This window comes from Corynebacterium suedekumii (assembly GCF_030252185.1).
GTDB lineage: Bacteria > Actinomycetota > Actinomycetes > Mycobacteriales > Mycobacteriaceae > Corynebacterium > Corynebacterium suedekumii.
Window position 1 is genome coordinate 669,185 of the sequence record NZ_CP126970.1, and the last position, 18,068, is coordinate 687,252.

16 protein-coding genes are annotated in these 18,068 nt (G+C 70.2%); 7 read left to right on the forward strand and 9 right to left on the reverse strand.

The annotated features are described in order from the left end of the window. Positions 1–74: 74 nt before the first annotated feature. Complete coding sequence (locus QP029_RS03270; protein ID WP_284875438.1) at positions 75–2,171, forward strand: N-acetylmuramoyl-L-alanine amidase; 2,097 nt, start codon at positions 75–77, stop codon at positions 2,169–2,171. Here QP029_RS03270 and glpK read toward each other — a convergent pair. The 4 genes from glpK to serS all read right to left on the reverse strand — a co-directional run bounded on the left by glpK (position 2,168) and on the right by serS (position 6,920). Then, positions 2,168–3,721: a glycerol kinase GlpK gene (glpK, locus tag QP029_RS03275; RefSeq protein ID WP_284875439.1), complete on the reverse strand. Its 1,554-nt coding sequence runs from the start codon at positions 3,719–3,721 to the stop codon at positions 2,168–2,170. The two genes, QP029_RS03270 and glpK, sit on opposite strands and share 4 nt — an antisense overlap. Positions 3,722–3,862: 141 nt before the next feature. After that, positions 3,863–4,687 (reverse strand): HAD family hydrolase, encoded by an 825-nt coding sequence (locus QP029_RS03280; RefSeq protein ID WP_284875440.1) that lies wholly within the window; start codon positions 4,685–4,687, stop codon positions 3,863–3,865. Between the two features lie 7 nt (positions 4,688–4,694). Further along, positions 4,695–5,636, reverse strand: a complete 942-nt coding sequence (locus QP029_RS03285) for a lysophospholipid acyltransferase family protein (protein ID WP_284875441.1) — start codon at positions 5,634–5,636, stop codon at positions 4,695–4,697. Positions 5,637–5,648: 12 nt separating this feature from the next. Further along, a complete protein-coding gene (gene serS / locus QP029_RS03290; protein WP_284875442.1) occupies positions 5,649–6,920 on the reverse strand; it encodes a serine--tRNA ligase in 1,272 nt (423 codons plus the stop codon). 196 nt (positions 6,921–7,116) lie between these two features. Here serS and QP029_RS03295 point away from each other — a divergent pair, with 196 nt between their 5' ends. From QP029_RS03295 to QP029_RS03305, 3 genes are all read left to right on the forward strand, one after another. Continuing rightward, positions 7,117–7,890, forward strand: a complete 774-nt coding sequence (locus tag QP029_RS03295) for a GntR family transcriptional regulator (RefSeq protein WP_284875443.1) — start codon at positions 7,117–7,119, stop codon at positions 7,888–7,890. Between the two features lie 65 nt (positions 7,891–7,955). Then, on the forward strand, positions 7,956–9,026 hold the full coding sequence (locus QP029_RS03300) for a septum formation family protein (RefSeq protein WP_284875444.1): 1,071 nt from the start codon (positions 7,956–7,958) through the stop codon (positions 9,024–9,026). A gap of 10 nt (positions 9,027–9,036) precedes the next feature. Next, on the forward strand, positions 9,037–9,384 hold the full coding sequence (locus QP029_RS03305; RefSeq protein WP_284875445.1) for a metallopeptidase family protein: 348 nt from the start codon (positions 9,037–9,039) through the stop codon (positions 9,382–9,384). Positions 9,385–9,391: 7 nt separating this feature from the next. On the opposite strand, the gene QP029_RS03310 is transcribed toward QP029_RS03305, so the two are convergent. Both QP029_RS03310 and pheA read right to left on the reverse strand, forming a co-directional pair. Then, the gene (locus QP029_RS03310; RefSeq protein ID WP_284875446.1) at positions 9,392–10,084 is read right to left on the reverse strand and encodes a histidine phosphatase family protein; all 693 of its coding nucleotides are present in this window, start codon (positions 10,082–10,084) and stop codon (positions 9,392–9,394) included. Then, positions 10,085–11,035 (reverse strand): prephenate dehydratase, encoded by a 951-nt coding sequence (pheA, locus tag QP029_RS03315; protein WP_284875447.1) that lies wholly within the window; start codon positions 11,033–11,035, stop codon positions 10,085–10,087. Positions 11,036–11,069: 34 nt separating this feature from the next. On the opposite strand from pheA, the gene QP029_RS03320 reads away from it, so the two are divergent. The 3 genes from QP029_RS03320 (at position 11,070) to QP029_RS03330 (ending at position 14,456) form a co-directional block, all read left to right on the forward strand. Beyond that, positions 11,070–12,314 (forward strand): amidase, encoded by a 1,245-nt coding sequence (locus QP029_RS03320; RefSeq protein WP_284875448.1) that lies wholly within the window; start codon positions 11,070–11,072, stop codon positions 12,312–12,314. Further along, entirely contained in the window at positions 12,311–13,054 is a 744-nt protein-coding gene (locus QP029_RS03325) for a CPBP family intramembrane glutamic endopeptidase (protein WP_284875449.1), read from the forward strand. Before QP029_RS03320 ends, QP029_RS03325 begins: the two co-directional genes overlap by 4 nt. 334 nt (positions 13,055–13,388) lie before the next feature. After that, complete coding sequence (locus QP029_RS03330; protein WP_284875450.1) at positions 13,389–14,456, forward strand: LCP family protein; 1,068 nt, start codon at positions 13,389–13,391, stop codon at positions 14,454–14,456. Positions 14,457–14,520: 64 nt separating this feature from the next. Here the strand turns inward: QP029_RS03330 and QP029_RS03335 are convergent, their stop codons facing one another. Genes QP029_RS03335 through QP029_RS03345 form a run of 3 tightly spaced genes read right to left on the reverse strand, consistent with a single transcriptional unit; the run spans position 14,521 to position 18,062 of the window. After that, entirely contained in the window at positions 14,521–15,435 is a 915-nt protein-coding gene (locus QP029_RS03335) for a DUF5926 family protein (RefSeq protein ID WP_284875451.1), read from the reverse strand. Between the two features lie 18 nt (positions 15,436–15,453). Next, positions 15,454–16,173, reverse strand: a complete 720-nt coding sequence (locus tag QP029_RS03340) for a glycerophosphodiester phosphodiesterase family protein (RefSeq protein ID WP_284875452.1) — start codon at positions 16,171–16,173, stop codon at positions 15,454–15,456. After that, positions 16,170–18,062, reverse strand: a complete 1,893-nt coding sequence (locus QP029_RS03345; RefSeq protein ID WP_284875453.1) for a pyruvate kinase — start codon at positions 18,060–18,062, stop codon at positions 16,170–16,172. The genes QP029_RS03340 and QP029_RS03345 overlap by 4 nt, the downstream gene beginning before the upstream one ends. Positions 18,063–18,068: the final 6 nt, after the last annotated feature.

Genomic DNA, 18,068 nt, shown 5'->3' on the forward strand with positions numbered 1-18,068 from the left:
CACATTTGTGTACTAGAGTTCACTGTTGACCTCACGGATAACACGTGTATCAGCTATTGCAGGGAGTTCCCATCGTGCAGCAACGACGCCGAATCGCCACGTCCCGGCAGGCCAGCGTCAGTCCGACGCTGGCTGTCGTCCTGTCCATCGCCCTCGTGGTCACCGCCGCGTTCGGTGGCAACCAGATCCTCCAGACCCAGGACGCCGGCTCCGGCCCCATCGACGTGTCCCAGGCGACCGCATCCTTCGCCTCCGGTGACAACGTCGTGGTCGACGATGCCGCCATCGCCGCCCAGGGCGGCGAACCTGGCCCCCGCACCGTCAAGGAATTCACCCGCGACGAAGAATTCTCCATGTTCGCGGTGACCTGGACCGGCGACCGCGACATCGCCGCCTTCGTCCGCTCCCAGAACGCCGACGGCTCCTGGCGCCAGTGGTACCCGGCCGAGCCGGTCGGCCAGTCGGGCCCCAACGGCGAGAACGGCACCGAGCTGCTCTTCGTCGAACCGACCAACACCGTCCAGGTCTCCATCACCGGCGTCGACATCTACGGCGACGCCCCGGCCCCCGAGATCGAGACCTACGACCAGGCGCCCGCCGAGCAGGCCCCGGCCGCCGAGGCTCCCGCCGCCGCCCCGGTGGCCGGCATTGAGGCCCCGGCTGCGCCGATTGCTGATGACGCGCCCGCGGAGGAGGCCCCGGTCGAGGAAGCCCCGGTCGAGTCCGCCGACGACGGACTGGCTCCCCTGCCCACCAACTACGGTGACATCCAGCCGGTCGCGGACATCGCGTCCCCGGACGATCTCGACGTGGTGTTCATCGACGGCAACGCCCAGGAGGGCGGCATCGACCTGGCCACCACCTCCACCTCCTACGGAATGCCCAACGTGGTCTCCCGCGCAGGCTGGGGCGCCAACGAGGGCATGCGCTGCCGAGGCACCACCATCGACCCCAAGGTCGTCGCCGCCACCGTCCACCACACCGCCGGCTCCAACAACTACACCCCGGCCCAGGCTGCCGGCATTATGCGCGGCATGTACGACTACCACGCCCGCCAGCTCGGGTGGTGCGACATCGGCTACAACGCCGTCGTGGACAAGTACGGCACCATCTACGAGGGTCGCTTCGGTGGCCTGGACAAGGCCGTCCAGGGTGCCCACGTCGGCGGCTTCAACAAGGGCACCTTCGGCATCTCCATGATGGGCAACTACGACGTCGCCGAGACGACCCCCGCCATGATCAAGTCCGTCGGCGAGATGATCGGCTGGAAGGCCGCGATCTCCGGCTTCAATCCGACCGGCCGCAACCAGTACTACACCCAGGGCTTCCAGGGCTCGAAGTACCCGGCGGGCACCACCGCCAACCTGCCGAACATCTTCGCCCACCGCGACGCCCACAACAACGCCTGCCCGGGCCGCTACGGCTACGCCCAGATGGACAACATCCGTGCCCACGCGATGACCAAGTACAACGCCATCAAGGGCGGGGCGGTCGTCCCGGATCAGCCGACCAACCCCACCCCGCCGAGCACCCCGTCGAACCCGGGAACTCCGTCGAACCCGGCACCGAACCCGCCGGCCCCGACCCAGCCCGCTCCGACGCGCCCGGCGCCGTCCCCGAACAACGCGCTGGCCACGCTGAGCAGCGCCGCCAACGGTGACACCAACGCCATCCTCGCCGTGTTCGGCACCGTCGCCGCCATCGCCGTCACGGCCCTGGCCGCCGGCGGTTCCCTGCCCGACGGCGTCTCCCGCATCGGTGACGTCGAGGTGCTCGACGGTGTCAAGATCACCGACCTCAAGCCGGTCGTGGACACCCTCGTGTCCATGTCGGGCGACTCCGAGATCGAGCAGACCTGGAACCGCGTCTCCACCACCGTCGGCCCGGTCCTGGGTAACCCGCGCGGCGGCATCACCCCGACCGCCGGTGCCGCAGGCACGCAGTACGCGCTCTTCGACAACGGCATCATCCTCGACTCGGACGAGACCCAGGCGCGCGCCCTGTGGGGCACCGTCGCCGACACCTGGGCCGCCCAGGGCTTCGACCTCGGCCCGCTGGGCCTGCCGCTCAGCGACCAGTACTCCGAGGGTGACCTGGTCCGAGTGGACTTCCAGGGTGGCTACATCACCGTCGATCCGGCCACCGGTGACGTGGACGTGAAGCTCACCTAGTTGGACGCCTGGCCCACCGGGTCAGGCTCCCCGGACTGTTCCCAGTCCAGGGAACGCTCGACGGCCCGGTTCCACCGGGCCACCATCTCCTCCCGCTCCTGCGCCGTCCACTCGGGCGACCAGGAGCGGTCGGCTTTCTGCAGGCCGCAGACCTCGTCGAGGGAGCCCCAGTAGCCGACGCCCAGGCCGGCGGCGAAAGCCGCGCCCATGGCGGTGGTCTCGATGTTGGCGGGGCGGATGACCTCGGCGTCGAGAATGTCGGCCTGCAGCTGCATGAGCAGGTCGTTGGCGGTCATGCCACCGTCGACACGCAACTGGGTGAACTCGATGCCGGAGTCGGCGACCATCGCGCTGGCGACCTCCCGGGTCTGCAGGGCGGTGGCCTCCAGGGCCGCGCGGGCGAGGTGGCGACGATCGGCGAAACGGGTGAGACCGACGATGACGCCGCGGGCGTCGGAACGCCAACGCGGAGCAAACAGTCCGGAGAACGCCGGGACGATGACCACTCCCCCGCTGTCCTCGACCTCGGCGGCCAGCCGTTCCACCTCTGCGGCCGAGGAGATGATGCCCAGCTGGTCGCGCAGCCACTGGATGAGGGAGCCGCCGACGGCCACCGAGCCCTCGAGCGCGTAGACGGGATCCTCCCCGTCGATCTCGTAGAGGACGGTGCTGAGCAGCCCGTGCTCGCTGACCGTCGGTTCTGTACCCGTGTTGAGCAGAAGGAACAGGCCGGTGCCGTAGGTGTTCTTCGCATCGCCGACCTCGAAGCAGCCCTGGCCGAACATCGCCGACTGCTGGTCGCCGAGTACACCGGTGATGGGGACCCCGGACAGGGTGCCTCGGCGGCGGACGTGGCCGAACTCGCCGACCGAGGGGCGGATCTCCGGAAGAATCTGCGGTGGAACACCGAGCTCGGCGCACAGTTCCTCGTCCCACTGCCGCGTGCGCAGGTCCATGAGCAGGGTGCGGGAGGCGTTGGTGACGTCGGTGGCGTGGACGGCGGGTTCGCCGTCGTCACCGCTCGCCCCGCCCGTGAGGTTCCACAACAGCCACGTGTCCATCGTGCCGGCGAGCAGCTCCCCGGCCTCGGCGCGCTCACGGGCCCCGTCGACGTGGTCGAGGATCCACGCGATCTTCGGGCCGGCGGAGTAGGAACTGGCCAGCAGGCCGGTGCGGTCGAGCCAGCGACGGGGATCATCGCCGGCGACAGCGGAGGTACGCGTGTCCTGCCACACGATCGCGTGATGGATGGGGCGGCCCGTCGACTTGTCCCACACAACAGCGGTCTCGCGCTGGTTGGTCAGACCCAGCGCCACCACATCGGCTGGGGAGACGTCGATGTCCACCATCGCCTCGGCGACGGCGTGGCGGGTGTTCGACCAGATCTCCATCGCGTCATGTTCGACCCAGCCCTGGCGCGGCATGATCTGCCGATGCTCCACCTGAGCGGAAGAGACCACCTCCCCGTCGTGGTCGACGATGACACAGCGTGTGGAGGTCGTCCCGTGGTCGATCGCGGCGACATACTTCTTCGGATGCGGGCCCGTCATGGCTCAAGTGTGCCAGAGGGCCCGGCAGTCATGGCCCCGAAAATCGGGCGGAAAAGCTCAGGTGGTGACCCGCCGATGAGGTGATGGGGGTACACCCTGCTCACGGTCCATTTTCCCTTCCCTGTTGGGCAGATTCACCACCTAGAACCAACGTTCCAGCAGCTGTGCCACCCCGGATTCCTCGTTGGTGCCGGTGACCAGGTCGGCGGCGTCCTTGACCTCGGGGCGGGCGTTGCCCATGGCCACGCCCAGGCCGGCCCACTGGAGCATCTCGATGTCGTTGGGCATGTCGCCGACGCAGACGACATCCGCCTGGTCCACCCCGTGCATCTCGGCGAGGGTGGCCACGCCGAGGGCCTTGGTCACGCCGGGGGCGGCGACCTCGAGCAGTCCCTCGTTCATGGAGAAGGTCACGTGGGCGACCTCCGGGTCGATGAAGGGGAAGAGCACCTCGTACATCTCGGGCGCGGTCATCGACTCGTTGCGGAGTATCAGTTTCACCGCCGGGGCGGCGATGACCTCGTGGGCGGGCTGAACGCCGAAACCCTGGGCTTCCCAGGTGTGGAGGAAGTTCGGGTCGACGACGAAGCTCTCCTCCTCCGGGTCGAAGGCCGATTCCCCGGCGCGTTCGCAGCCGATGGAGATTCCGCCGAAGGGGGCGAACGCCTCGCGGGCGGATTCGAGGATCTCGGCCATGGTGTCCGGGTCGAGGACGTGGGAGCGGATGACCCGGTCATTGGCGGAGTCGTAGAGCACGGCGCCGTTGGCGGTGACGCACACCGGGCGGATGGGCAACTGATCGAGGACGGGGAAGATCCAGCGGTGCGGTCGGCCGGTGGCCAGGGCCACCTCGGTGCCCTCGCCGACGGCGCGGACGATGGCGTCACGCACCCGCGGGGTGATCCGGTCCTGCGGGGTGAGCAGGGTGCCGTCGACGTCGCTGGCGATGAGCCTGGGGGTGTTCACGGTCGCATCACTGTTTCCGGAACTTCTGTTTCACGCCGTCGATGAAGGTGCGGGCGTTGCCGAGTGCGGCGTCGGCACGTTTGTCCAGCTTCTCGGCGGCCTTCGCCTCCTTCTTCGCGGCCCGCGCCGCACGCTCCTCGGCGTCGAGCACGGCGGCGTCGGCAAGCGTGGGGGCGGAGCCGCCCTGGGACACCGGACGCCAGAACGCACCGGCCGGGAACGGGCCGTACGCGCGGTCGTAGTCGCGCCGGACCTGGTCGAGGAGGACGCCCATGGCGGTCTTGAGGCGGTCAGTGGCCTCGTCCGGATCGCCGGAGGGGTCGACGGGGGTGCCCACCCGGATGAACACCGGGATGTTGCTGCGCCCCAGCTTCTTCGCGTTGTCCTTGGTCCAGATGCGCTGGGAACCCCAGATGACCACGGGGATGAGCGGCGCGCCGGCGGTGTCGGCGATGCGGGCCGCACCGTTCTTGAACTCCTTGAGCTCGAAGGCCCGGGAGATCGTCGCCTCGGGGAAGATGCCCACCAGCTGACCCTCCTGCAGACGCTCGACGGCGACCGGGAGGGAGGAACCGCCCGCGGACCGGTCCACCGGCAGGTGCTTCATGGCGCGCATGAGCCGGCCGGCGACGGGGGCGTCGAAGATCTCCTTCTTCGCCATGAACCGGACCAGGCGCCGGCCCCGCAGGTAGGCGGGGATGCCACCGAAGATGAAGTCGTAGTAGCCGGTGTGGTTGATGGCCAGCAGGGCCGGACCGTCCGTGGGGATGTTCTCCGCCCCGAAGACCGTCAGGCGGACACCCTGCGCCTTCAACAGTCGTTTGACCAGGGGGATGATGACCCGACCGTAGGGGTTTTCCGCCGCCTCGGTCGGGTGATCCGGCACCTCGGGCAGGTCGGCGGGGACGTGGAATCCTTCTCGCTTATCAAAACCGCTGGTGATGGCCATGGGACCACGCTCCTATTTGCCGGACTTACGGACGGGCTCGAGGACGTCCTTGCCCACGAACGGGCGCAGCGCCTCCGGGACGACGACGGAACCGTCGGCCTGCTGGTTGTTCTCCAGGATGGCCACGAGCCAGCGGGTGGTGGCCAGCGTGCCGTTGAGGGTGGCCGCCACCTGCGCCTTGCCGTTCTCGTCGCGGTAGCGGGTCTGCAGGCGGCGGCCCTGGAAGGTTGTGCAGTTCGAGGTCGACGTCAGCTCACGGTAGGTGTTCTGGGTGGGCACCCACGCCTCGGTGTCGAACTTGCGGGCCGCGGACTGGCCGAGGTCGCCGCCGGCGATGTCGATGATGCGGTAGGGCACCTGGACAGCGGAGAGCATGTCTCGCTCCATGTCGAGCAGGGCCTGGTGCTGGGCTGCCGCCTCCTCCGGCTTGCAGTAGACGAACATCTCCAGCTTGTCGAACTGGTGGACGCGGATGATGCCGCGGGTGTCCTTGCCGTAGGAACCGGCCTCCCGACGGAAGCACGACGACCAGCCGGTGTACTTGACCGGGCCTTTCGACAGGTCGATGATCTCGTCCTTGTGGTAGCCGGCCAGAGCCACCTCGGAGGTGCCGACGAGGTAGAGCTCGTCGCGCTCGAGGTAGTAGATCTCCTCCGCATGGTCACCGAGGAAACCGGTGCCCGCCATGATCTCCGGACGCACGAGCACCGGCGGGATCATGAGCTGGAAGCCGGCGGCGCGGGCCTTCTGCGCGGCGAGCATCATCATGCCCAGCTGCAGGAACGCGCCGTCGCCGGTGAGGTAGTAGAAGCGGGAGCCGCCGACCTTCGTGCCGCGCTCCATGTCGATGAGCCCGAGCGAGGTGCCCAGCTCCAGGTGGTCCTTCGGCTCGAAGTCGAAGGAGGTCGGCTCCCCGACGTGCTCGAGCACGACAAAATCGTCCTCGCCTCCGGCCGGAGCGCCCTCGACGACGTTGGACAGACGCATCTGCAGCGCGTTGACCTGCTCCTCGGCGTTCTTCTGGCTCTCCTCGGCCTCCTTGACCTTCGCCTTGAGCTCGTTGGAGCCCTCGAGCAGCGCCGGGCGGTCCTCCGGTGCGGCCTGGCCGATCTTCTTGCCGAAGGCCTTCTGCTCCGACCGCAGGGCGTCCGCCGCCTGGATCGCCTCGCGGCGGGTCTCGTCGGCGGCCAGCAGCTGGTCAACCAGGTCGGGGTCCTCGCCCCGGGTCACCTGGGAGGCACGGACGGCATCGGGATTCTCGCGGAGGAATTTGAGATCAATCACGCCGTCGAGCCTACCGCGCGGGACGTGGTGATGTCCCCCTGGCCCGGTGGCTGCGGTGGGGGTCACGGTGAGCGCGATCCGTGCCGTAGCCCTCACACCCGCGCGGGCCGCGCCACAGCGCCCCGGGACCGTGATCCCGCCCATGTTTTCCCAGTTCAGATTACTGGTAATAACCAGAGGCGTTATGATGGACAGCATGGTCACAGGATCGAGCGCCACCCCTTCCGCGGAGCTGCCCGTCCGGTCTATCACCGACGGCCCCACCCCGAAGCACGCCCAACTCCGGGCGATCCTCGAGGACATGTGCACCACCGATCTCAACCCCGGCGACCTGCTCCCGGGTGAACGTGTTCTGGAGGAGACCTACGGCGTCTCCCGCATCACGGTGCGCCGGGCGATCGGGGATCTCGTGGCCACCGGCCGGCTGCGTCGCGCTCGCGGCAAGGGCACCTTCGTCGCCCCGAATCCGCTGGTCTCCCGCCTGCACCTGGCCTCCTTCAGCTCCGAGATGGCGGCACAGGGGGTGACGGCGTCGTCGAAGATCCTGCTCTCCGGGCGGGCCCCTGCGCCGGCGGAGGTGGCGGAGTTCTTCGGCCCCGACACCGACAACCTGCTCCACACCCACCTGCGGCGCCTGCGCCTGGGCGACGGGGAGCCGTACTCCATCGACGACGGCTGGTACAACGCCGCGCACGTGCCCGATCTGCTGGAGAATGACGTCTACAACTCCGTCTACTCCATCGTGGAGATGTCCTACCACCTGCCCATCACGGAGGCGGACCAGGTGGTCACCGCGGTCTCCGCCGACGAGCGTCAGGCCTCGCTTCTCGACGTCCCCGTGGGCACCGCCCTGCTGCACATCGTGCGGTTCTCCCGCTCCGGGTCCCTGCCCATCGAGTGGTGCTCCTCCCTGTACCGGACCGACCGCTACCACCTCAACACCCGCGTCACCCGGGCGTTGGACCGCTGACACCTGCCCCTTGATCGGCATGGTCGTTGGTATGACGGCCAATTGAGGGGCACAATGGGGGGACTATGACGAACAGGACCACCCGCTCAGCGGCCGCCGTGCGCACCGGCCTCGTGGCCGCGCTCGCCGCGTCCGTGGCCATCGGTGCCTATGACTTTGTCTCCACCAGTCAGGACGGCGGGACCTCCGCCTCCGGTTCCCAGACCACCGGCCCGGGCGGTGGCGGCACCGACCCGGAGACTGGCGAGGCGGCACCGTTCACCAGCGCGGACGTCGGGGCGTGCCTGACCTGGGACATCGGCGCCGACGGTGAGGTCACCCAGTTCGAGCAGGCCCCCTGCGAGGGCGAGCACCGGTTCGAGATCTCCGCCCGGGAGAACCTCGCCACCTACCCCTCCTCCGAGTTCGGCGAGGACGCCCCCATGCCGGACCTGACGCGCCAGGCCCAGCTACGCGAGGAGCTGTGCCACTCCCCCACCCTGCGCTACCTCGACGGCCGCTTCGACCCGGTCGGCCGGTACTCCATCGCCCCCATCCTGCCGTCGGCCGACGCGTGGGAGAACGGCGACCGGACGATGCTGTGCGGCATCCAGTCCACCGACGCCGACGGCGTCCCTCAGCTCACCACCGGCGCCGCCGCCGACCAGGACCAGGCCCGGGTCGCCGAGCCCGGTGAGTGCCTGTTCGTCGACGGTTCCCGTGCCCTGCGCACCGTCGACTGCGCCGAGGATCACCACCTCGAGGCCACCGCCACCGTCGACCTGGCCCCCGTGTTCCCTGAGGGCACCCCGTCGGTCGCGGACCAGGACACCCACCTGGCCGAGGTGTGCACCCAGGCCGCCATCGACTACCTCGACGGCGAGGAGAACCTCTACCAGTCCACCTTGCAGCCCTACTGGACCGCGCTGGAGCAGGCCTCGTGGATCGGCGGTTCCCATTCCGTCAACTGTGCACTGACGCACGCGAACTCGAATGGCGGTTTCTCCGTCCTCAACGGCACCGCCACCGCCGGCCGGGACGGTTTCACCATCGACGGCCAACCCCCGGCGGAGCAGCCGCCACGGGACCCGCTGCGCGAACCCCCGGTCGCCCCGCCGAACCCCGGCGCGCTGCCACCCACCGTCCCGCAGGTCTGACGGCCGGGCGATGGTGCACGTCAGCGACGAGGTCTTCGATGACATGGTCAACGACGCCCTCGATCTCATCCCCGAGGAGTTCGCCCGCCGCATGGGCAATGTCGTCGTCCTCGTCGGCGACCGCAACGAGGACAACCCGGAGATCCTCGGCCTCTACGAGGGGGTGGCTCTCACCGAGCGCACCTTCGACCACACCGGGTACCTGCCGGACACCATCTCCATCTACAAGGGCGCCCTCGAGGACGTCTGCGACACGGAGGAACAACTCGCCCACGAGGTCATGGTGACGGTGTTCCACGAGGTGGGGCACTACTTCGGTATCGAGGAGGACCAGCTCCACCACCTCGGCTGGGGGTGAAGGAAGCTCAGATCTGGTGATCCAGGTCCGCCCAGCGGAGCAGATCCCACTTGCCGAAGGGCCGGCCGCCCGGTTCGAGGACGATGTAGCGGCAGTTGCCCAGGTAACCGGCGAAGGCGAAGTCCGGGTCGACGTCGGCAGCATGCGTGGCGATGGTACGGATCGCTGCCCCGTGGCTGACCACGAGGACGTCGCCGTCGCCGTCCCCGTCCTCCCCGAAGTGCTCGAGCACGAGGTTCTCCAGCACCGGCTGGTAGCGGCCCAGCAGGTCGGGGAGGGTCTCCCCGCCCGGCAGACAGGCGGTCTCGTCCCGGGACAGCCAGCCGCGCAGTCCGGTGGTGTAGATGCTGTGGGACTCCTCGTCGCCGAGGAGTTCATGGTCGCCGGCGAAGATCTCGTGGATGTCGGGCAGGACGGAGATACGGGTGGACTCCTCCGGCAGGGCGGCGGTCTGCTCGAAGGACCGCATGGCCAGCAGGGCAGTCTGCTGGGCGCGCAGTGCGATGGAGCAGCCGACCATGGTCAGACGCCCGGCGCTGCCGCCGCCGGCGCCGCAGTACTCGGCGAGCTCGGCGCCGACGTCGCGGGCCTGCCGGCGGCCCAGCTCGGTGAGCTCGGCACCGGGTGGCCGGGTGTCCAGCTTGTGGGCGACGTTGCTGTGGGTCTGTCCGTGCCGGAGGAGAATGAGGCGTCCCGCCATCTAGAGTTCCTTTCCTTCCCGGGCCGCGATGACCCAGTCCGTGGCCTGCTGGAGTTTCTCCAGGTTGTCGTCGAGCCCGTGGGGATCCGCCTGCCCCCGCACGGAGGGCCAGGATCCCAGGTAGGAGATGTCCTCCGCGCGCAGCCACAGGGCGCGTAGCGCCTCGGCCAGGGGGGCGTCGTCGATGTGGCCGACGAGGTCGGCGTAGAAGTGGTACGTGCCGAATTCCCGGCGGGTGGGCCGGGACTCGATCCGGGACATGTCCACCCCACGCAGGGAGAACTCCGTGAGCGCGCCGACGAGGGTGCCGGGTTCGTTGGGGAGGGTGAACACCACGGTGGTGTTGTCGTGCCCGGTGCGCGGGGTGGGCACCCCGGTGGGGCCGACGACGACGAAGCGGGTGCGCGCCCCGGCCATGTCCGCCACCTCGGAGGCGAGGACGTCGAGGCCGAAGAGGGCGGCGGCCCGGTCGGGGGCCGCGGCGGCGTCGGCCCGTCCCTCGGCGACGGCCTCGGCGGCCGCGGCGTTGGAGGAGGCGGGCACGAAACGGGCGTCCGGGAGGTGGTCGGCCAGCCAGCGACGCACCTGCTGGTGGGCGACAGGGTGGGTGGCGAAGGTGCGCACGTCCTCGAGCGCGGTGCCGGGGCGGACCATGACGGAGAAGGCGATCTCGATCTCCAGCTCGTGGTAGATCTGCACCCCGCCGCCGTCGACGAGCGCATCGAAGGTGGAGGTCACGGCCCCGTCGACGGAGTTCTCGATGGCCACGCACGCGAACTGCGCCCGCCCGTCCCGCACGGCGTCGAGCGCCTCACGCGGGGAGGCGACGGGCAGCTGGGTGATCTCGGGGACGCCGAACGCCCCGGCGTCGGCGAACCTGAGCAGGGCCGCCTCGGTGAAGGTGCCGGCCGGCCCGAGGTAGGCCACCGTCACACCACTGGGTTCAGTCATGACCGCCAGCCTATCCAGTCGTATTCTGGTCCGCATGACCACGACCGCCGACCAGCAGACCAGCCTCGCCGACCTGGCGGCGGCCCTGCGCACCGGCGAGGTCACCGCGGTCTCCCAGGTGGCGGCGTTGGCCGACCGGCTCGCCGGCCTCAGTCCCGCCGAGCACGGCTTCAGCCACCTCGCCCTGGAGCGGGCCCACGACGCCGCCGAGCGCGCCGACCGGGTCCCGCCACCGCAGCGGGGTCGGCTCCACGGGCTGCTCCTGCCGGTCAAGGACCTCACCCACGTCGAGGGCATGCCCACGACCTTCGGGTCGGCGCTGCGGACCCGGCGCGCCGCCGCCACCGACACCGTCGCCGCGGAGCTCATCAACCAGGGCGCGATCATCCCCGGCAAGTCCGCCGCCGCGGAGCTCGGACTGACCATCTACACCGAGCCGCCCGGCCTGCCCGTCCCCGACAATCCGCTGTGGCCCGGACGCACCCCGGCCGGATCCTCGGGTGGGGCGGCCGTCATCGTCGCCCGGGGCCTGGTGCCCGCCGCCCACGCCTCCGACGGCGGCGGCTCCATCCGTGTCCCCGCCGCCGCGACCGGCATCGTGGGATTCAAGCCGTCCGCCCCGCGGCTCGCGGCGCAGGGTTTTCTCACCACCTCGCTCGCCGACACCGCATTCCTCCATCAGCTCGACCCCGCTCCCGGCCGGCGTCGGGTCGGCGTGCTCACGCAGCCGTTGTTCTTCGGCACGGACGTCGACGAGGTCATGCTCACCGCCGTCGCCGGGGCCGCGGACCGCCTGCGCGAGGCCGGCCACGAGGTGGTGGAGGTCTCCGCCTACCCGGGCAGCGAGGACACCTTCGCCGCGTTCCGCACCATCTTCACCGCCAAGCTCGTCGGCCTGCCCGGCCCGGCCGACGGCATCGTCGGCTGGCTGCGTGCCCACGGCCGCGCCGTCACCCGCGACCGGCTGGTCGCCGCCGAGAAACATGCCGACCGGCTCGGACCCATGCTCGCCGACCACTGGGGCGTCGACGCCCTGCTCACCCCCATGACCACCACCGACCCGCCACCGATCGGCCACTTCGCCGCCCTGCCGCCGGAGGAGAACTTCCTCGCACAAACCCGCTGGTCCCCGTGGGGTTCCCTGTTCAACGTCACCGGCCGGGCCGCGGTGTCCCTGCCCTGGCCCGTCCCCGGCCACCCGCCGGTGGGCGTCCACCTGGGCGCCCTGACGCTTGACGACGCCGCCCTGCTCCACCTCGCCGGGGAGCTGCACCGGTGAGCGGGGGCGGCGTCGATACGCGGCGCACACGGGCCGAGATCCTGCTCGTCCTCGCCGTCACCTTCGGCATCTCCGGGATCCGGGCACTGCTGCGTCTGGCCGATGCCCTCATCGACCCGGTCCCGCTCAACGAGCAGCAGGTCGCACTCAGCACGACGCAGTCGCACAGCCTGTGGCTCGACCTCGGACTGCAGTTGTGCTCGGCCGGTGTGCTGCTCGCCTACGGCGGCCTCGCCCTGTTCCTCCTCGCCGGCGACGGCATCCGGCTGCTCGCCCCGACGTGGCGCGATCTCGGCTGGGGCGCCGTCCTCGCCGCGGTCATCGGGCTGCCCGGCCTCGCCCTTTACGCCGCCGCCGTGCACCTCGGCCTGTCCCGCGAGGTCATCCCCACCACGCTCGAACACCCCGGTTCCGAGATCCCCGTGCTGCTGCTGTGGTCGGCGGCCAACGCCTTCGGCGAGGAGATCGTCGTGGTGATGTACCTGCTCACCCGCCTCCGCCAGCTCGGCTGGGGACTGCCCGCGGCCCTGGCCGCCTCCAGCGTGCTGCGCGGTAGCTACCACCTCTACCAGGGGATCTCGGCGGGCTTCGGCAACATCATCATGGGCGTAGTCTACGGCTGGTTCTACTGGCGCACGGGACGGGTGTGGCCGCTGGTCATCGCCCACTTCCTCATCGACGCCGTCGCCTTCGTCGGTTACTCCGCCCTCGGCGGTGACCTGTCTGTGCTGGGCCTGTGAGGTGTGCGGGTGTGTCGCCTGTGACGGGTGTGGGTGGCTACGCTATGACGCATGACTGATCGCGAGCGGCGCCATGACCGACAGCGGCCCCTGCCCGACGACATCGTCCGGGGCCGCGACGGCAAGCCACTCGTCGACCGCTACGGGCGCCCCGTCCGCCGTCGCCCCACTCCGCCGCGGCAGGAGGATCCCTGCCGCACCCCGCAGCGTCGGCCCCGCCGGCAGGAGCCGACGTGGTCGGAGCGCCCGCGGGTGGAGGCACCTCGCGCTGTGCCGCCCCGGGCCGATCAGACCCGCTACGACATGCCCCGCCAGGCACCGTCCGGCCGGCCCGGTGAACGCCCCGGTGAACGCCCCCGGCAGTACGTCCCGCCCCGCCAGCCGGTTCCCGAGCGTCGTCCGCTTCCCCCCGCAGCCGCAGCAGCCGGTCGAGGTACCGCGACGGATCAGCCGTCGCACCGCCGCCGGCGCCGCCGGACATTCCGGAGGTGGCCGACGCTTCCGCGCCCCCGGGTGCCTCGGCGCGTTCGGCTGGGTCGTCGCCATCGTTCTCGTGCTCACCCTCGCGGTGACGCTGTGGGCCGACGCCCAGCTCAACCGCGTCGAATCCACCCCGTCCCAGCAGGTGGCCGACACCCGCGGCACCAACTGGCTGCTCGTCGGCTCGGACTCCCGGCAGGGGCTTTCCGACGAGGACGTCGACCGCCTGGGCACAGGCGGTGACATCGGCGTCGGCCGCACCGACACGATCATGCTGCTGCACATCCCCACCGGTGGCCAGGCGCGCCTCGTCTCCCTGCCGCGGGACAGCTACGTCACCATCCCCGGTTACGGGGAGGACAAGATCAACTCCGCCTTCACCTACGGCGGGCCGACGCTACTGACCGCCACCGTCGAACAGGCCACCGGCCTGCACATCGACCACTACGCCGAGATCGGCATGGGTGGACTGGCCAATGTCGTCGACTCCGTCGGCGGGGTCGAACTGTGCCCCGAGTACCCCATCGACGATCCCCTGGCCAACCTCAACATCCAGGCGGGCTGTCAGGAGATGGACGGCCCGACCGCCCTGGGATACGTGCGCACCCGCGCCACCCCGATGGGCGATCTCGACCGGGTGGACCGGCAGCGGGAGTTCTTCGCCGCGCTCATCGACACGATGACCAACGCCTCCACCCTCCTCAACCCGGTCCGGATCGTTCCACTGGTCACCAGCACCGCCCGGTCCTTCACCGTCGGCGACGGCGACCACGTGTGGCACCTGGCCCGCGTCGCCCTGGCCATGCGCTCCGGTGTGGAGACCGAGACCGTGCCTGTCGCCGGATTCGCCGACTACGCCGTGGGCAACGTCGTCCTGTGGGACGAGGCCGGCACGCAGGCGCTGTGGGACTCGATGAAGTAGACGGGAAACAGTGAAGGGGAGTGCGCGGATGCGCACTCCCCTTTCTTCGGCGTCGCCGTGACGCCTACCGGATGGTCACCTGACGGGACTTGATGTTCTGCAGCTGCTTGCGCTCGTCGGCGCTGAGCTGGGCGTCGTTGTCCAGTTCGGCGGCGATGGCCTTGTCCAGGCGGGCGAGTTCATCGTCGTACTCGCCGCTGGTGACGGTCGGGTCGAGGTCGAAGACGGGGACGAGGATGCCGTGGGTGCGGAACACACCGGCGAACTTCGTGTCCTCGCCGAGGTTGAGCTCACCGCGGGCGGCGATGCGGGCCAGGGCGTTGAGCAGGGCGTCCTCGTTGTCGTCGGTGCGGACCCAGCGGATGTGGGCCTTGCCACTGCCCGGGTCGACCCACCACACGGCGCCGGGGACGTCGGCGTCGACGCGGTGGGACTCCACGACGGCGTCGTTGGCGGTCTGCAGGGCCTGCGCGGTCATGGCGTCGAGGGTGCTGCCCTCCGGGAACCACCAGTTGAAGTCCTGGTGTTCGGTGATCTCCAGCTCCGCGTCGGCGGCGATGAGGTCGGTGAGCTTGGGCTCGCTGCCGTCGGCGACGGCGGAGTCGAGGGTGGAGCCGGGGGCGGCGTCCTTGACCCAGGCGAGGGCGTAGGCCAGGTCGCGGCCGGGGTTGTGGCTGCGGGACTGGGTCTGCAGGGCCACGAAGGCGTCGCCGTTGTCACGCACCATCGCCGGGCCGCCACCGGGGAGGACGGTGGCGACGTAGACGTCACGGTCGACGCCGGTGATGTCCAGCTTCGCGACGGCCGAGGGCACGAACTCCTGCAGCGCCACCAGGTCCGCCTCGGCGGCGAGGCCGCCGTAGGGGCGGGGATCGCGGTCCAGGGCGGCGCGCTCGGCGGCACGGGCGGCAAGCTTGGCCTGCCGGCGGCTCATGCCCTCGGGCAGAACCTCATTGTTCTTCTTGTTCTTCTTGGCCATGGCGTCCAAGATACCGGCTCACCCGGTGCCGAGGACGCTCAGTGCCAGTTCGGGCTCGTCGGTGGCGATGATGTCCACACCCGCATCGCGGGCCCAGCGCATGTCGGCGGGTTCGTTGACGGTCCACATGTACGTCGGGACGTCGTAACGCCCGATGAGGCCGGGGTTACGGTGGGCGCGGGCGAGGGAGAGCCCCAGGCCGGTGGGGCTGCCGGGGTGGGTGTCCACGGGGTTGAGCCAGCGTTCGATCTTGCGCCGCAGGTGGATGCGGTCGATCTGCGGAGCCAGGTGATGCATGCGGACGATGGCGGAGGCCGCGAAGGACATGACGTGGATCCGGGGGTCATCGGCCAGACCCCGGTGCTGGAGGCAGCGGATGACCTGCTCCTCGAGGATGCGGCCGTAGCGCATGGGGTGCTTGGTCTCGATGTAGATGTGCTTGTCGTCGTGCTCGGTGACCATGTCGAGCAGGTCGCCGAGGGTGAGCACCTCCTGCGGGTCGTCGGCGGTGCCGAAGTTGTAGTCCCGCAGGCGGGGCAGGGTATGCGTGGACACGCGGCCCCGGCCGTCGGCGACGCGGTCGATGACGGGGTCGTGGATGACCACCACCTCGCCGTCGAGGGTCAGGCGGACGTCGCATTCGACGCCGTGGATCGGCAGGTCGAGCGCCGCCTCGAAGGCGCGGCGGGTCAGCTCGGGGTAGCGGGCGGAGTACCCGCGGTGGGCGACGATCCTCATTCCGAGACCGCTTCCTGGGGAACCCAGCTGCCGATACGGCGCAGCAGCTGGCGGTTCTTCCGCTGGGACCGCCCCAGCTTCTTGGACAGGGTCTCCAGGATGCGGATCGCGTCGGTGATGTGCGGGCCCTTGTTGAGCATGACCGCCTCACTGCGCAGGGCGTAGCCGGCGTCGGTGATCTCCGCCCGCGACGGCAGGCCCGACTTGGCCAGATTCTCCAGGACCTGGGTGGCGGTGATGGTGGGCACGTGCGCGGCCTCCGCCATCTGGGCGATCAGGCGCGGGACCTCGGCCATCCGCTCGAAGCCGAGTTCGACGGCGAGGTCACCGCGGGCGATCATGATGCCCAGGTTGGCGTGGCGCATGCCCTCGAGCAGGACCTGGGCGAGGTTCTCGTAGGCGGGGATGGTCTCGATCTTGAGCACCAGGCCGAGCCCGCGCACCCGCTCCGGGTCCTCGGATTCGCCGGCGATCTGCTCGAGGGTGTCCAGGAGGAACGCGACGTCCGCGGCGTTACGGATGAAGGAGACGTTGGCGATCTCCGCGTGCGCCGCCACGAAGCGCAGTGCCTCGATGTCCTCGTCCGTCAGGCTCGGCAGCGGCAGGTCGGTCTCGGGGAGGTTGATGCCCTTGTAGGCGGCGAGGTTGGTGCCGTTGCCGCTGGCGTAGGTCACCTCCAGGGTGATGCGGGTGTGGCCGTCGGCGTCGACCTGCTTGTCCAGGGCGGTGGCGGCGATGGACCCGTCGTCGAAGAGGACCCGCTGGCCGACCTCGATGGCGGCGACCGCCTCGGGGAGGGTGCAGCTGATCGTCGGGGTCCATCCCGGCGCGGGTTCGGCGGGTGCCTGGTCGTCGGTGAGGATGAGGTGGTCGCCGACGTGCATGCGCAGCTTCTGCTCGGTGGCGGGCACCCCACTGACCCGGGTCTTCTCCCAGTCGTGCTCGAGGAGGGTGGAGTTGGAGATGTAGGCGTTGCGCTGGCCCTCCGCGAGGACGGCTGCGGGCACCCCTGCACCGTCCTCTCCCGGGATGACCCGGGTGACGGTGAACTGGCGCTTCGCGTCGCGGTTGTCGTGGAGGTTGATGGTCGAGTCCACCTCGAGGCGGGACAGCCAGGCGGGGTCGACCTGCAGCGGCAGGGTGGGGCGGCCGGGCAGCTCGGGGATGGGCGGGACCTCCGCGCCGACCGGGGTGAGCCACAGCTTGGCGGGCGTGAGGACGTGCCCGGTCTCCAGGCGGGTGACGCGGGCGCGGCCGACCTCGGGGCCCGGCGCGATGGCCCCGGTGCGCACCTTCGGGCCGGCAAGATCCATGGCTACCTTGACCTCCCGGCCGGCCTCCTCGGCGGCGGTGTGGACGTGGTCGATCATCCGGGTCCACACCTCGGGCCCGTCGTGGGCGCAGTTGATGCGGGCCAGTTCCATGCCGGCCTCGACGAAGCCGCGGACGAGGTCGAGGTCGTCGCCGGCCTCGGTGGGCAGGGTGACCATGATGCGGGAGTGGGTGTCCTCGGAGGAGTGCCCGAAGAGGAGGTCGGCGTGGTCCTCGAGGATGTCGTCGGCGAGGGCGAAGGCGTCGCTGACCTCGGAGCCGGCGAATCTGAGGTCCTCGCCGGCGTAGGCGGACAGGACGTTGCGGGCGGCCTGGAGCCGGGGCAGGACGGCGGGTTCGGTGGTGGTCAGGCGGGTGGCGCCGATGGCGGCCAGTCCGCCCTGGATCTTGCGGATGTCGTGGCGCCGCAGTTCCAGGTAGTGGACGAGGTTGCGGGCGCCGTGGCGGTGGGTCTCGGCGACGCGGGAGATGGCCTCCGACTGGCGGTCGGCCGCCTTCTCCAGCGTGTCGATCAGTGCATCGACGTCCTCGATGAGTTCTGTCAGCCTGGCGTCCACGTGCCG